The organism is Gemmata palustris (assembly GCF_017939745.1).
GTDB lineage: Bacteria > Planctomycetota > Planctomycetia > Gemmatales > Gemmataceae > Gemmata > Gemmata palustris.
The window spans coordinates 3255277-3269887 of the sequence record NZ_JAGKQQ010000001.1; the positions used below are offsets into that span (position 1 = coordinate 3255277).

Sequence of the window (14611 nt, forward strand, 5' to 3'; positions counted from 1 at the left end):
GCCGGAGGTTGCGCGGGAGCACGCCAGGGGTTGCGCGGCGCTTCACCCCTGGCTACACTCTGCCGCCCCTAACGGGGCTAAAAGCGCGCGTGGTTTGATCTGCGTAATCTGCGTGATCCGTGGCTCTTCTGATACTCACGCGCGGCTCGGTACGCCGCATCAAAACGGGACGTCTTCGCTTTCCCCGAAGAGGCTCGGGCTGCTCGGTTGGGGCTTGGGCTTGCGCCGCGGGGCTTCGGGCGGCTGGACCACGTTCGCCTTCCGCGTCGGGAGCTCTTCGGACGCGACGGGAACGGCACTGGCGGGCACGGTGGCGGGGGCCGAGACGCCGGGCAGTTCGTGCTGCTTTTCGAGCGACCCCAGGACCGCGGTCGCGCGCTTCAGGACCGCGTCCGGGACGCCCGCGAGCCGCGCGACGTGGATGCCGTAGCTGCGCTCCGCGTTGCCCGGCGCGATCTTGTGCAGGAACACGATCTCGTCGGCCAGTTCGCGCACCAGCACGTTGTAGTTCCGCAACCGGGGCAGCGCGGTCGCCAGTTGCGCGAGTTCGTGGTAGTGCGTGGCGAACAGCGCCCGGCACCCGATTACGTCGTGCAGGTACTCGGTCATCGCCCACGCGAGCGACACGCCGTCGTAGGTGGCGGTGCCGCGGCCGATCTCGTCGAGGATGACGAGGCTGCGCGGGGTCGCGTTGTTCAGGATGTTCGCGGCCTCGGTCATCTCCACCATGAACGTCGATTGCCCGCGGCTCAGCTCGTCGCTGGCGCCGACGCGCGTGAAGATGCGGTCCGTCATCCCGATCGTCGCGCCCTTCGCGGGGACGAAGCTGCCCATGTGCGCCATGAGCGTGATGAGCGCGACTTGCCGCAAGAACGTGCTCTTGCCGGCCATGTTCGGGCCGGTGACGAGCCAGAACGTGCCGCCGTCGGGACCGAACGTGGCGTCGTTGGGCACGAACGTGCCCGGGGGCAGGATCTGGTCGAGCACCGGGTGCCGCCCGTCGCGGACGTCGAGGACCGGCTCGTCGACGAGCACCGGGCGGACGTAGTTGCGGGCCGCCGCGAGTTCCGCCAGCGCCGCGAGCATGTCGAGCGCCGCGAGCACCTCCGCGGTGTTCAACAGGCGCGGGGTCTGGGCCGCGACCTGGTCCCGGAGCGTGACGAAGAGCTGCAGTTCCAGCGCGCGGCTCTTGTCCTGCGAGGTGACGACCTTCTCCTCGTACTCGCGCAGCGACGGCGTGTAGTACCGCTTCGCGTTCTTGAGCGTCTTCTGGTGCTTGTACTCGGCGGGGGTCTTGGTCTCGTTCGCGTTCGTGATTTCGAGGTAGTAGCCGTCGATCTCGTTGTACCCGACCTTCAGGCTCCCGATGCCCGTGCGCGTGATCTCCTGGGCCTGGTAGCGCGCGATCCAGTTCTTGCCGTCGGTGGCCAGCGCGCGGAGCTCGTCGAGTTCCGGGCTGAACCCCGCGCGGATGACGCCGCCCTCCTTCGCGATGTGCGGCGGGTCCTCCTCGATCGCCTTGTCGAGCAGCTCGCGGATGTCCGGGCACAGTTCGAGGCGCGCCTCCAGTTCCTGCAGGAGCGGCGCCCGGCGCCCGGTGAGCTTGGCCTTCACCGCGGGCAACTTGCGGAGCGTGCGCGCGATGGCGGCCAGGTCGCGCGGGCCGGCCTTCGCGGTGGAGACGCGCGTGGTGAGGCGCTGGATGTCCGAGCACGCCTCGAGGTGCTCGCGCACCGCCCGGCGCAGGGCGTGGTCCTTCAGCAGCTCCTCGACGGCGTCGAAGCGCGCGCCGATGGCGGGGCGGTCGGTGAGCGGCGCGAGGACGCTGTCGTGGAGCAGCCGCGCGCCCATCGGGGTCACGGTGCGGTCGAGCACGGAGAGCAGCGAGCCGTCGCGCTGGTTGTCGCGCAGCGTGCGCGTGAGTTCGAGGCTGCGGCGCGTGACCTCGTCGAGCGCGAGCAGCGCGTCCGGGCGGTGGGGCCGCAGCCGGCGGATGTGCTGGAGGCTCGCCTTCAGCGTTTCCTGCAGGTAGATGATGACCGCGCCGGCCGCTACCAGGCACGGCTGCGCGTCCTCGAACCCGAACCCGGTGAACGTGCTCACCGCGAAGTGGTTCTTGAGCGCCGCGAGCGCCGTGGAGGGGTCGAACGTCCAGTCGGGCCGGGCCACGCGGCTGCGCGGCAAGTGCATCCCGGCGGCCTGCGCCACGACGTTCGTGAGCGCGTCCGCGAACAGGCACTCGACCGCGTTGAGGCGGGAAAGTTCATCGGAGAGTTTGGGGGCCGGGACGTCGGCCGCGGAGAAGTACCCGGTGGAGAGGTCGACCCACGCGATTCCGTAGGCGCCGGCCTTCGCCGCGGGCACGAGGGCCACGAGGTAGTTCGGGGCGCGTGGGTCGAGCAGCCCGTCGTCCGTGATGGTGCCCGGGGTGACGATCCGGTTCACCTCGCGCGGGATGATCTTCTTCTTCGGGTCCGGCTCCTCCATCTGCTCGCACACCGCCACGCGGTGCCCGGCCCGGAGCAAGAGCCCGAGGTAGTGCTCGAGCTTGTGGACCGGCACCCCGGCCATCGGGATGGTCCCGTCGCGCTTGGTGAGCGTGATGCCCAGGACGCGCGCGCCGAGTTCCGCATCGTCCTCGAACAGCTCGTAGAAGTCGCCGTTGCGGAACAGGACGAGCATCCCCGGGTGCTGGGCCTTCGCGTCGTGGTACTGCTGCATCATGCGGGACATAGCTGCGCCCGGGTCGAAAGTCAGAATGTCGAACGTCGGAACGTCGCCGGCTCGCGCCGCGACAAGAGTGTATCGGAATCCCCGGACCGTGGGAATGAGCGAAGTGAGGGCCGCGATTGCACCCGCTCGTTCACGCGCGCGGTTCACCCGGACCGACCTTGAGGTGAGTGCCCGGCGGCGGGTAGGATCGGTGGCACGAACCGGGGGGCTTCGGGATGGCGAAACCGTTCGACGCGACGTTGAATGCGCTCATCGCCGTCCGGCCGGACGACTGGGCCGCGTACTTCGCACGACTCGCGGGCATCCCACCGGGTCCGAGCGAGGCGCTCGATACCGACCTCGCGACGACGCTCCAGGCGGACCGGATCTTTCGCATCAACGGCCCGAAACCGGCCCTGATCCACCTAGAACTGGAAGCGAACCACCGGCTCGGCGTGCCGCGCGACCTGATGCGGTACAATACCCTCATCGACCACGAGCACCAACTGCCGGTAGAGTCGGTGCTGGTTCTCTTGCGGCCGAAGGCACTGGCGAGCGACCAAAACGGGTTGTACCACCGGTACGGCGTAACCGGGAGCATCATCGCCCAGTTCCGGTACCGCGTGGAGCGCGTGTGGGAGCGATCGATCGACGACTGGCTGAGGGGCGGCATCGGCCTCGCCCCGCTCGCGCTTTTGACGGACGAGGCGAGTGCCGACCTCGAGGGCGCGTTGGACCGGTTCCACACGTGCCTGATCGACACCGGCGCCGACCGAGCCGTCACGAACAGTGTGCTGGGCTCGTCTTACGTGCTGTGCGGCCTGCGCTACGACAACGAGCGCGTGGCCGAGATGTACCGGAGGTTGAGTATGCTGATGAAGGAATCGACGACGTACCAGGCGATTCTCGGCGAGGGCCGCGAGCAGGGGCTCGAACAGGGGCTTGAGCAAGGCCGGCTCCGCGCCTCACGCGATCTGATGCTGCGTCTGGGAACAAAGAAGTTCGGGGCACCATCGACCGGGACCGCCGCGGTTCTCAACGGAATCACGGATTTGGGCCGACTGGAGCGCCTCGCGGACCGGATTCTGGACGCGACGAGCTGGGACGAGTTGCTGAAAACCGAGTGAATCGCGGCGAGTTGCGGGTCAGGTGGGGACTTCGCGCACCTTGGCCATGCTGACGACGTTGCCCTTGCCGTGGTACTCGACCTCGGTCATGAACCCGCGCATGAGGAGCAGCCCGCGCCCGCAGGGGCGCTCGAGGTTCTCGATGGCGGTCGGGTCGGGCACGTCCTCGGGGTTGAACCCGTCGCCCTCATCGGTGATGCGGATGTCGAACCGCTCGGGGGTGATGTGGTAGACGATGAACACCCGCTTGTCGAGGTCCATCTGGTTGCCGTGCTTGATCGCGTTGACGAGGGCCTCTTCGAGCGCGAGCTTGATCGCGAAGATGTCGTGCTCCGTGTACCCCCGGGCGTGCAGCGCGTCCTCGATCAGTTCCATTACGCGGCGCGACTCGCCCAGGTCACTGGGTATCGTCAGTTCGGTAACGGTGCGGGTGGCGCTCATGCTTGGAAGTCGCGGGAACCGGCGAAATGGAGCACGGGGGCGGACGGCGGCGCCCCCGCGCGCGAGTGGGCGGGCGGTCAGAACCCCTGCAGCCCGGCCTGTTCGTCCGGGAAGATGGTGAGGATCTTGTCCAGCTTGGTGATCTTGAAGACGTCGAGGATGTCCTTGGCGATCTTGCACAGCACCAGCTTGCCCTGAACGGCCTGGAGCTTGCGGTGCAGCGTGATCAGCTTGCCGAGGGCGGCGCTGGACATGAACTCGACGTTGCCGAAGTTGAGCAGCACCTTCCGGCGGCCGAGCTCGTCGACCAGGCGGAACAGGTCGTCGCCGATCATCTGGATGTTCTGCTCGTCCAGGATCTTCTTGTCGACGAAGTTGACGACCGCGATGTCCCCGATGTCTTCGACTTCGAGCCGGCGACGGCGGGGCGGTTGGGACGCCATGAGACACATCCTCAGCGAGAAGGAAAGCGAGAGCCAGCCACACGCAGCGGCGCGCGCCAACCACACGGAGTAAAGGAAATCATTCTGGTTCGGGGACGTTCTGTCAAGTAGCGCGGGTGATTTTAACGGACCAGCGTTCGATCGAGCCCGCCCCGGCGGGGCCGCACCGCCTCTTGTTCCGCGGCGCTCACACTGGGGCGCCCGTTCCGGCAGCAGGCGCCCGCGGTCCCGGCGTTCGTGAGTGCGAGCGGAAGGCTTGTCATGGGTCGCGGGCGAATAAGGCCGGCCGGGTGGTTTCGCGAGTTCCGGCGTTACTGTTTACTAGCGAGAGTAACACCCGTATCGCTCCGGTGCGCTCACATTACGCGCAGTTCTGCCGCCCGGCGCCGGCGGAACCGGAACGACCGCTCCGCGCGGCACCGGCGGAACCCTCCCGCGCCGGGCCTCACGGTAGCGGGATGCCCTTCAGCTTGAACGGCACCTTGAACTCGACGAGCGGCGCCGGGGTCTCGTACACGAGCTTCCAGCCCTTGGTGGTGGGCGCGCTGAAGCCGTTCTTCGGGTCCTCCTTGTAGCGGTGGGTGACGACGAGCGGCGTCGCGCGCTCCCGCTCCGGGATCTCGTAGTCGTCGATCGTCACCGTTTTGCCGTCCGGCGCCCGCAGGAGCAACCGGTTGTCGCGCAACCACCAATCGCCCTCGAAGCTCTGGAACACCGGTTGCCCGGCAGGGTAGTTCACCTCCACCACGATCTCCCACGAATCTTTAATCTTCTGGACCCGCTTGAGCGCCGCGGTCACGTCGCCCTGTTTCTTGGCGTCCGGCAGTTTCCCGTCCGGTACGTCGAACGCGAACGCGAGCAACCGGTCGGCGGCCGTCACCGTGAATTCGCCGTCCAGCGCGGTGAGCTGCTCGCTCTTGCGCGTGAGCCCGTTAAGGCGCACTTTCATTTCGCTCGTGGAGTTGGTAGGTAGCGTCTTCGCGCTCCCGTCCTCGGCGGTGACGCGCCCCCCGGTCGGGTCCGTGATTTTGGTAATGCGCGGCGCCGTATCGATGCGGTACACGCGGACGCGCGGCTCCCAGTGAACGAGCAGTCCTACGTCGTGAAAGGTCGCGCCCAGTTCGAGCAGCGTGCGCCCCACGACCTGCTGCACGACCACGCGGAACGCCCCGTTCGTGGCGGCGATCTCCTGCGAAGCGCCGCGCGGGACGAGCTCGACCTTTTGCCCGCCCTCGGAGAGCGCGATCCGCGTGCGCGTCTTGTCGGCGCTCGCCTGGAGCGCCTCCCAGAACGGTACGCGGTCGAACGCCACCGGGCACTGCGTTTTGAGCGCCGCGGGCGCGACCGAGATCGGGATTTTGGACTGTTCCGACAGCCCCACGCAGACCTCGCCGAGCACCTTGCCGGACTTGTTCCAGGTGACCGGCGTCGGTGCGAGCGCGGGTTTCGGCGGGTCGGCCGCGGGCAGTAGTGACAGCGCGCCCACCAAGACGCATATAATGGTTAGTATTCGCATCGCGGTCCTCGGTTCGGGAGGGGCGCCCCGGTCGTATAGACGACCCGGAAGCCCCCGCCTATCCTAACCTTGCACCACGAGCCGAGCCACCCGCGGTCCGCCCCGCCTCGATTCTTGCTCGCTACACGAGGATTTCGCCGATGCTCGTCACCCCGGACGTGTTGGCTCTGAATAGCGCCCGACTTCCCGAAGACATCGACCCGCAGGAAACCACCGAGTGGCTCGATGCAATGGAGGCCGTGCTTAAACACGGCGGGCCGGAGCGGGCCAAGTACCTCCTCGAAACGCTCATCGCGGTCACCGACCGGGCCGGCGCTAAAATGCCCGGCGGGATCACGACGCCCTACGTCAACACGATCCCCGTCGAAGACCAGGCGGCCTTCCCCGGCGACCGGGTTCTCGAGCGGAAGCTCAAAAGTGCCATCCGCTGGAACGCGATGGCGATGGTGCTCAAAGCGAACAAGAACACCAACGTCGGCGGCCACATCTCCACCTTTGCCAGTGCCGCCACGCTTTACGAAATCGGCTTCAACCACTTCTTCCACGGCCGCTCGGCCGACCACCCCGGCGATGTTGTGTTCTTCCAGGGCCACGCGAGCCCCGGCATGTACGCGCGGGCTTACGTCGAAGGGCGGCTGGAAGAAAAGAAGCTGGACAACTTCCGCCAGGAACTGAAGCCCGGCGGCGGGGTGTCGAGCTACCCGCACCCGTGGCTCATGCCGGACTTCTGGCAGTACCCGACCGTCAGCATGGGCCTCGGCCCGATCATGTCCATCTACCACGCCCGGTACAATCGGTACCTGCGGGACCGCGAGCTCGCGAAGACGGACCGCGCCCGCGTGTGGGCGTTCCTCGGCGACGGCGAGTGCGACGAGCCCGAATCGCTCGGCGCGATCAGCCTCGCCGGGCGCGAGAAGCTCGGCAACCTCACCTGGGTCATCAACTGTAACCTGCAGCGGCTCGACGGCCCGGTGCGCGGGAACGGGAAGATCATTCAGGAACTCGAGGGCATCTTCCGCGGCGCCGGGTGGAACGTCATCAAGGTGGTGTGGGGGACCGACTGGGACGAGTTGCTCAAGAACGACCACACCGGTGCGCTCGCCCGGCGCATGATGGAAGTTGTTGACGGCGAGTACTGCGACTACGTCGGGCGCGACATGCGCACCACCGAAGAGATCAACTCTAAGAAGCTCATCAGCGAGGAAGAGGACGCCGACCGTCGCGGGGCGTACATCCGCGACGTGTTCTTCAACACGCCCGAACTCAAGGCGCTCGTCGAGCACCTCTCGAACCGCCAGGTCGCGGCCCTCAAGCGCGGCGGGCACGACCCGCTCAAGGTGTACGCGGCGTACAAGACCGCGACCGAGCACAAGGCCCAGCCGACCGTCATTCTCGTGAAGACCGTGAAGGGTTACGGCATCCCCGGCGACGGCGGGCAAGGCAAGTTCACCACCCACCAGTTGAAGAAACTCGCGGTCCAGATCGAAGCCGTGCCCGACATGAAGCCGGAGGAGAAGTCGAAGCGCCAGACGCTCGCCGCGCTCCGCCAGTTCCGCGAGCGGTTCGAGCTCCCGGCCCTGTCCGACGAGCAACTCGAAACGATCCCCTTCTACCGCCCGCCCGCGGACAGCCCCGAAGCGAAGTACCTGAAGGCCCGGCGCGACGCCCTCGGCGGCCCACAGCCGTTCCGCAACAACGAGTTCGTGCCGTGCCAGCCGCCGGAGCGCAAGAGCTTCGAGCGCCTGTACGGGGCCACGGTCGAGGGGAAGACCGCCTCGACCACGTTCGCGTGGGTCAACCTGATGACCCAACTGTGCCGCGACCCGCACATCAAGCACCTGATCGTCCCCATCGTGCCGGACGAGGGGCAGACGTTCGGGATGCCGCCGATGTACAAGGCGTTCGGCATGTACTCCAGCGTCGGGCAGACGTACACGCCCGTCGATAAGGGGTCGCTCTCGGAATACCGCGAGTCGAAGACCGGCCAGATCCTGCAAGAGGGGATCAACGAGGCCGGGAGCATGGCGAGCTTCATCGCCGCCGGCACCGCGTACAGCACGCACGGCGTGAACACGATCCCGTTCTACATCTATTACTCGATGTTCGGGTTCCAGCGCATCGGCGACCTCGCGTGGGCCGCGGCCGACGCCCGCACCCGCGGGTTCCTGATGGGCGCCACCGCCGGGCGCACCACGATCAACGGCGAGGGGCTCCAGCACGAGGACGGGCACAGCCACCTGATGGCCATGACCATCCCGACGTGCCGCACCTACGACCCGGCCTATGCCTACGAGCTCGCGGTCGTCATCGAAGAGGGCATCAACGCGATGTACGTGCGCGGCGAGGAGTGCTTCTACTACCTCACCGTTTACAACGAAGCCTACGACATGCCCGCGATGCCCGGCGAGCACGTGCGCGAGGGCATCATCCGCGGGCTGTACCCCGTAAAGAGCGCGAAACCCGCCGGCGCGAAACTCGAGGTGCAGCTCCTCGGCAGCGGCGTCATCCTGAACGAGGCGCTCCGGGCACAGCAGATCCTCGCGGACAAGTACAACATCGCCAGCACGGTCTACAGCGCGACCAGCTACCAGATGCTCCGCAAGGACGCCATCGAGTGCGAGCGCCACAACCGCCTGCACCCGGACGCGCCCAAGAAGGTGCCGTTCGTTTCCCAGGTGCTCGGCGCCACGAAGGGGCCGATCGTCGCGACGAGCGACTACATGCGGGCGCTGCCGGAAACGGTCGCCCCGTACCTGAACGGCCGGCTGCTCGCGCTGGGCACCGACGGGTTCGGCCGCTCGGAAACGCGCAAGGCGCTGCGGCGCTTCTTCGAGGTGGACGCCGAGAACGTGGTGGTCGCCGCGCTGTACGCGCTCTTCGAGCAGGGGCAACTCGACCCCGGCACGGTGAAGAAGGCGGTCGCGGACCTGGGCATCGACCCGGACGCCGCGCACCCGTGGACCATCTGACCGGGGCGCGCCGTCGGACAGTGACAATCGAAGGCGCGCGACCTCGCGCCCCCGGCTCGCACCGCGTGACCGTTCGGACAAGTTGACACCACAGTGGCGGGTCGCGTGCGCGCGGTCCGTAGGGGGCCTAATGGACATCGTGCTTGCGAACCCGGGCGAGGGTATTGAGGGCGGTACGGTCACGGCGGTGTTCGTGAAGGCGGGCGACGCGGTCAAGTCGGGCCAGGCGCTGGTCGAGGTGAGCACCGACAAGGCCTCGATGGAGGTCACCGCCGAGGCCGACGGCACCGTCGAAGCGGTCCACGTCAAACCCGGAGACAAGGTCGCCGTCGGAGGCAAACTCGTCCGCGTATCCGGCGGGGCGAAGCCGAGCGAGGCGCCCGCACCGAAGAGCCCACCCCAGCCGAAGGCAGAAGCCCCGGCCGCGCCCGCGCCGCAACCGAAGGCCGAAGCGCCTCGCGCCGACGCCGCATCGATCGACGTCGTGCTCGCGAACCCGGGCGAGGGTATTGAGGGCGGTACGGTCACGGCGGTGTTCGTGAAGGCGGGCGACGCGGTCAAGTCGGGCCAGGCGCTGGTCGAGGTGAGCACCGACAAGGCCTCGATGGAGGTCACCGCCGAGGCCGACGGCACCGTCGAAGCGGTCCACGTCAAGCCCGGAGACAAGGTCGCCGTCGGGGGCAAGCTCGTCACCCTCAAGACCGCGGGCGCCGCACCGACCGAGCCGAAGGCTTCGACGCCCGCACCGGCCCAACAAGCCGCACCGACGTCGGCCGCGCCCTCCCCACAAGCGCAGCCCGCATCGAACAACGGCAGCGCGAGCGGCACCAAGACGGTCGTCCCCGCCGGACCCGCGACGCGCAAACTCGCACGCGAACTCGGCGTCGCACTCGGCGAGCTGAAGGGCAGCGGGCGCGAGGGCCGCGTGACGCTCGACGACCTCAAGGGCTTCGTCCGCACCGAGCGCCAGCGCGTGAAGGGCACCGGCGGCGGGCCGGCCGCGCCCGCGAGCGGGATCATCGTGAATGCGTTCGCGCTCCCGCCGCTGCCGGACTTCGCGAAGTTCGGGCCGGTCGAGGTGACCGATATCGGTGTGACCCGGCAGGCGATCGCGAAGAACCTCACCGTCGGCTGGCGGACCATGCCGATGGTCACGCAGCACGAGCTCGCGGACATCACCGACCTGGAAGCCGGGCGCAAGCGCATCGTCGACGCCCTCCCCAAAGGTAGCCCGAAGATCACGATGACGGTGCTCGCGATCAAGGCGTGCATCGCGGCCCTGAAGGAGTTCCCGCGGTTCAACAGCAGCTACGACATGAACGCGGGCAAGCTGGTCCTCAAGAAGTACTTCCACATCGGCATCGCGGTGGACACGGACGCGGGGCTGAAGGTGCCCGTGATCCGCGACGCGGACAAGAAGAGCATCCGCGACCTGGCCGCGGAAGTGTCCGTCATCGCGGAGAAGGCCCGCACGAACAAGCTCACGATCGACGAGATGCGCGGGGGCACGTTCACCATCACGAACCTGGGCGGCATCGGGGGCACCGGGTTCACGCCGCTGGTGAACTACCCCGAGGTGGCGATCCTGGGCCTGTCGAAGTCCGCACTGCAACCGGTCGTGCGCGACGGGCAGATCGTCGCGCGGCTCGTGATGCCGCTCTCGCTCACCTACGACCACCGCGTCATCGACGGGGCCGACGGGTGCCGGTTCGCGGTGCGCCTGTCCCAGCTCTTCAGCGACCCGCTCCGGCTCCTGATGGAGACGTGAGAACCACCGGGGGCCGCGGTCGACCCGCAGGGGATTCGTGTTTGTGCCCTCTCCCCTTGCGGGAGAGGGTCGTCGCGCTTCGCGGCGGGGTGAGGGGTTGCTCCCACACACAGGAACCACCCCTCACCCGGTTCGCAAAGCCTCACCACCCTCTCCCGCAAGGGGAGAGGGCACAATCCGAAACCGGCCTGCCGTTTCGGTCAACGGGCCGCCGGACTAACATTTGCTAACATTTCGGGGCCGGGGCCGATCGCGCCGGCCGAGCAACACACCAACTGCTGATATCCCCGGGCTTTTGACACATCGGGCGCCGAATCATCCCCCGCAGATGGCTAACAATCGCTGACATTTCTGCGCTTCCGGGTGAGCATTCGGCCAACATTTCGCACCTGCACCCGTGCATGTCCCGCGCGCACAATAGCATCGGACACTCGGTCCGCGCATTGGCAAATTGTATACTAGTGAACGAATAAATACAAACAGTTTCTTCCCCGCGGGTGTTTCCCCGGGTGCGCATCACGACCCGGGGGCTGGGATGTGCAACCCCTTCGGGGTAGAAACCCGAACCACCCTTGAGCCCCGGTGAACCCCGCCCGCAAGGGCGGCGGGTGCGCCCACACGCGGCGCGCGCCCGCACGACCAATGCCGGTACCCCGAAGGGGTCATACTCCCCCGTCCAGGGTCGACCGCAACGCGGGCGCACCCTGGGAACCCCGTGCGCACCCGCGCCCCAAACAACACTGGGCGCCACCCGGTCCCCGACCACGCGCAGCTCGCCAGGGGTTTCACCCCTGGCGAGCTGCGGTCGCCCCATCCGTGGCTACAAAGCCACCACCGCGCCCCCCGTGCCCCGCTACTCCTTGCCCAACAGCAGGTCCACGACCCAGCACCCCCGCACATGCGGCGCGCCCGCGTCGCGGCAGTGGCTCAGCACGTCCGCGTTATCGCACCCCGCGTCCTGGAGCGCGTCGGCCAGAATCGGCATCGCGCCGAACTCGCGCGACTCGTACATCTGCGCCGCCAGCGCAACCGCGGTAGACGTGCGCCATGACGGGGAGAAGGGCACCGGGCGGAACGGGAGCGGCCCCCAAGCGCACCTTAACAACCCGCACTGGCTGGCAAACTCTTTATTTCGTCCGGTAGTCCAATCCTCGGGGTCCGCCATCGACCCAACCGCTACCGCAGCGGGTTGGAAGACCTGTCTCCTTCGCTCGGGATCAAACGACACGGCCCACGCCGCTGCGGTTGCGGCGTACTCCTCGATTTCCGAACGGAGCGCCACTCGCCCAATCGCTCGCTCGGCCTGATCCGAACGCCCCTCGACAACGCACGAGTCGACCAAACCGTTTTCATTCATCTCGGCAACTTCGACGGCTTCCTTGCTCCAGTTGTGAAGGATCAGGTGCCAGATCCTTCGGCAACACGCCACCGCGAACAACCGCAACTTCCGGTCACCCGCCTTGCCTCGGAGGAACTCAAGCATCGGCTCGGGATCTTCGCACGCCAGCCATTCCGCTTCGGTCATCGGTTGCCCCACGAGGTGCGTCCGCGCGTGGATACCCGCACCCTCATGACAGCCGGGGTTCACTCCTGTCGGCTTGCGGGGGAGAAGAAATCACGTCCCCGGGACCGACGCAACCCCGGGTCCGCCCGACTCCGTGTGGGCCGCGGGCGGACGCCCCTTGGTGCCCGGCGCGTCGTCCTGCAAGGAAGCGGGTAAGGACACGCGACCGTTATCGTAAGCACCGCCCAGGGCTCCTTGAGTCGCCGTCCGGCACGCCGGCACGAACAGTACGGCGAACAGGGACGCGGCCCACGCCGCCCGGCGCCGCAACCGCCGCCACACCCGGGTCCGCAGCCCGACCGGACAATCGGCGGTCAGCACCCGCCCGTCCGGGCGCCGGTACAGCCGCACACACGGCGCCCCGGTCGGGTCGGAGAGCAGGTCCGTTGCTTCCGCGGTGGTCAGTGCCGACAGGTCGAACACCTGCCGGCGGCACTGACCGCAGAACCGCGACCGGTCGCTGCCGCTCATTTCGTCCCACGGAACGGTACACGGCGTGGCGACGGTGAGCGCGTCTAATGTGTCGAGCGTGGGCAGCGAGATGGGCACAGCAACCCCTGTGCGGCGATACGGATGAATCGTTTGGGAGCGCCATATCGTCCCCCGCCCTCGAACACAAGGCAGCCCTGCTCGGCCCCTATTGTCGAACCGCGTCGTTACCCGCCCGCTATTCCTTGCCGAGAGCCAGGTCCACGACCCAGCGCACGTGGCAGTGGCTCAGCACATCGGCGGTTTCGCACCTGAGTTAAGCGGGTCGGCGGTTTCGGCGGCTCAACCAGAGTCCGAGCGCCACGCCGGCCGCGACCGTTGCGAGCCCGCCAACGGCCCACCACGCCGAAGGGGTTGCGCGGGTTTGGGAGGTGATTGCCCCGGTCCGAGCGTCGAACACGAACCTGTTGCCGTCGTGTGTCACGAGCGCGTACTCCAGCCGGGCGTCATCGAACGAGTCCCCGCCGCGCCAGTAAAAATGTGACGCCGAGCGCGGCAACCGGTCCGGGCGATCGACCAACTCTCCGATGCTGTACGTGCGCACGAGTTGGCCCCGGGCGAAGAAGCTGACGGCTTCCGTGGCGAGTTCCGGGCCGAGCGGGGCGGCGCGGTCCGGAGCGAGTTCTGGCCGCGGGCCGAACCGAACCATGTGAACCCCGTCGCGTGCCACCGCGACCTCGCGAGCGTACCAATCGACCGTCCACAACGGCTTAACAGTTCCGTCGTTGTAATAGAGGCCGCTCACCGCATAGACGCGGCGGATCTCCCGGACCTCGGCCGCCTGCGCCTCGTTCAACCAGCCGTTTCCCCGTTCACCTGCGGGGGCGAGCATCACGAAAACGAACTCCCCGCCGGGAACCGTGACCTTGTACGACACGGGACTGAGGTCCTGGTCCGCGCGTGCCGGCGAAACTGCGAACAGAGCGGCCAGGACCGCGATCCCGAGAACCGGCGGGCGCGCGCGTACCATTTGTTCTCCCGCCCGGACGTGCGATTCGGAACACCCATCACCCTCCCGCCCCCTTCCCCGGCCCGGAGCCCCCAAGGGCGGCGCGCTGGTCCGCGGGTCACGGCGCCGGGGCGTCGAGTTGGGGGAGCTTGCACCAGAGGATGTAGTCCGTGTCCACGGCGGTCCCCCCGAGCGCGGCCACCAGGTGCGCGATCTGCCCGCGGTGGTACCAGGCGTGCCCGAACGTCTGAGTCAGGATGCCCTCGATGTCCCACCGGTACCGGTGCCCGTCGGCGGCCTCCCATTCCAGTTCGCGCGCCAGCTCGCCCTCGTCCAGCCGACTCAGGTACGCGACCCACTCCGCCTCGGTGTCCGCGACCTGCGCGGTCAGGTCCGCCAGCGCGGTCCCGGGCGGGAACAGGGGCGGGGTCTCGGGCCAGCGCCCTAACCGGTGCAGCCAGCGCCGGCGCGCGGACACCAGGTGCGCCATCTTGTCGACGGCCTTCTGGAACTCCGGCGCGCCCCGGCGCTCGACCGGCACCGACGCGAGCATCTCCAGCGACTTCGCGTTGCAGTCGCGCTCGTACTCGTACCACCGGCGGAACCGGTCGGCCAGCGACGTCATCTGCCCCT

Annotated in this window: 11 protein-coding genes; 3 read left to right on the forward strand and 8 right to left on the reverse strand. The window is 67.9% G+C overall.

Translation table 11 applies throughout. The annotated features are described in order from the left end of the window. Positions 1 to 159: 159 nt before the first annotated feature. A complete protein-coding gene (gene mutS, locus J8F10_RS13220; RefSeq protein WP_246523272.1) occupies positions 160 to 2733 on the reverse strand; it encodes a DNA mismatch repair protein MutS in 2574 nt (857 codons plus the stop codon). A gap of 215 nt (positions 2734 to 2948) precedes the next feature. Between mutS and J8F10_RS13225 the strand changes: the two genes are divergently transcribed. Next, positions 2949 to 3839 (forward strand): hypothetical protein, encoded by an 891-nt coding sequence (locus J8F10_RS13225; RefSeq protein ID WP_210654273.1) that lies wholly within the window; start codon positions 2949 to 2951, stop codon positions 3837 to 3839. Positions 3840 to 3857: 18 nt separating this feature from the next. On the opposite strand, the gene J8F10_RS13230 is transcribed toward J8F10_RS13225, so the two are convergent. The 3 genes from J8F10_RS13230 to J8F10_RS13240 all read right to left on the reverse strand — a co-directional run bounded on the left by J8F10_RS13230 (position 3858) and on the right by J8F10_RS13240 (position 6239). After that, positions 3858 to 4280 (reverse strand): ATP-binding protein, encoded by a 423-nt coding sequence (locus J8F10_RS13230; protein WP_210654274.1) that lies wholly within the window; start codon positions 4278 to 4280, stop codon positions 3858 to 3860. 77 nt (positions 4281 to 4357) lie between these two features. Then, on the reverse strand, positions 4358 to 4723 hold the full coding sequence (locus tag J8F10_RS13235) for an STAS domain-containing protein (RefSeq protein WP_052551918.1): 366 nt from the start codon (positions 4721 to 4723) through the stop codon (positions 4358 to 4360). 445 nt (positions 4724 to 5168) lie between these two features. Next, positions 5169 to 6239: a hypothetical protein gene (locus J8F10_RS13240; protein ID WP_210654275.1), complete on the reverse strand. Its 1071-nt coding sequence runs from the start codon at positions 6237 to 6239 to the stop codon at positions 5169 to 5171. Positions 6240 to 6379: 140 nt separating this feature from the next. Between J8F10_RS13240 and aceE the strand changes: the two genes are divergently transcribed. Beyond that, a complete protein-coding gene (gene aceE, locus J8F10_RS13245; RefSeq protein ID WP_210654276.1) occupies positions 6380 to 9208 on the forward strand; it encodes a pyruvate dehydrogenase (acetyl-transferring), homodimeric type in 2829 nt (942 codons plus the stop codon). 130 nt (positions 9209 to 9338) lie between these two features. Continuing rightward, on the forward strand, positions 9339 to 10976 hold the full coding sequence (locus J8F10_RS13250; RefSeq protein ID WP_210654277.1) for a 2-oxo acid dehydrogenase subunit E2: 1638 nt from the start codon (positions 9339 to 9341) through the stop codon (positions 10974 to 10976). An 853-nt stretch (positions 10977 to 11829) separates the two neighbouring features. Here J8F10_RS13250 and J8F10_RS38810 read toward each other — a convergent pair. The 4 genes from J8F10_RS38810 to J8F10_RS13270 form a co-directional block, all read right to left on the reverse strand. After that, the gene (locus J8F10_RS38810) at positions 11830 to 12501 is read right to left on the reverse strand and encodes a hypothetical protein (RefSeq protein WP_246523274.1); all 672 of its coding nucleotides are present in this window, start codon (positions 12499 to 12501) and stop codon (positions 11830 to 11832) included. Positions 12502 to 12591: 90 nt separating this feature from the next. Further along, positions 12592 to 13089: a hypothetical protein gene (locus tag J8F10_RS13260; protein WP_210654278.1), complete on the reverse strand. Its 498-nt coding sequence runs from the start codon at positions 13087 to 13089 to the stop codon at positions 12592 to 12594. A gap of 196 nt (positions 13090 to 13285) precedes the next feature. After that, positions 13286 to 13999, reverse strand: coding sequence for a hypothetical protein (locus J8F10_RS13265; protein ID WP_210654279.1), 714 nt, complete (start codon positions 13997 to 13999; stop codon positions 13286 to 13288). Between the two features lie 97 nt (positions 14000 to 14096). Next, positions 14097 to 14603, reverse strand: coding sequence for a DinB family protein (locus J8F10_RS13270; protein WP_210654280.1), 507 nt, complete (start codon positions 14601 to 14603; stop codon positions 14097 to 14099). Positions 14604 to 14611 lie beyond the last annotated feature (8 nt).

What these genes read in the sequence shown, in the direction of transcription:
- mutS (WP_246523272.1), bottom strand. Translation starts at nt 2,733, where the DNA reads ATGTCCCGCATGATGCAGCAGTACCACGACGCGAAGGCCCAGCACCCG.
- J8F10_RS13250 (WP_210654277.1), top strand. Translation starts at nt 9,339, where the DNA reads ATGGACATCGTGCTTGCGAACCCGGGCGAGGGTATTGAGGGCGGTACG.
- J8F10_RS13225 (WP_210654273.1), top strand. Translation starts at nt 2,949, where the DNA reads ATGGCGAAACCGTTCGACGCGACGTTGAATGCGCTCATCGCCGTCCGG.
- aceE (WP_210654276.1), top strand. Translation starts at nt 6,380, where the DNA reads ATGCTCGTCACCCCGGACGTGTTGGCTCTGAATAGCGCCCGACTTCCC.
- J8F10_RS13235 (WP_052551918.1), bottom strand. Translation starts at nt 4,723, where the DNA reads ATGGCGTCCCAACCGCCCCGCCGTCGCCGGCTCGAAGTCGAAGACATC.
- J8F10_RS13240 (WP_210654275.1), bottom strand. Translation starts at nt 6,239, where the DNA reads ATGCGAATACTAACCATTATATGCGTCTTGGTGGGCGCGCTGTCACTA.
- J8F10_RS13265 (WP_210654279.1), bottom strand. Translation starts at nt 13,999, where the DNA reads ATGGTACGCGCGCGCCCGCCGGTTCTCGGGATCGCGGTCCTGGCCGCT.
- J8F10_RS13270 (WP_210654280.1), bottom strand. Translation starts at nt 14,603, where the DNA reads ATGACGTCGCTGGCCGACCGGTTCCGCCGGTGGTACGAGTACGAGCGC.
- J8F10_RS13230 (WP_210654274.1), bottom strand. Translation starts at nt 4,280, where the DNA reads ATGAGCGCCACCCGCACCGTTACCGAACTGACGATACCCAGTGACCTG.
- J8F10_RS38810 (WP_246523274.1), bottom strand. Translation starts at nt 12,501, where the DNA reads ATGACCGAAGCGGAATGGCTGGCGTGCGAAGATCCCGAGCCGATGCTT.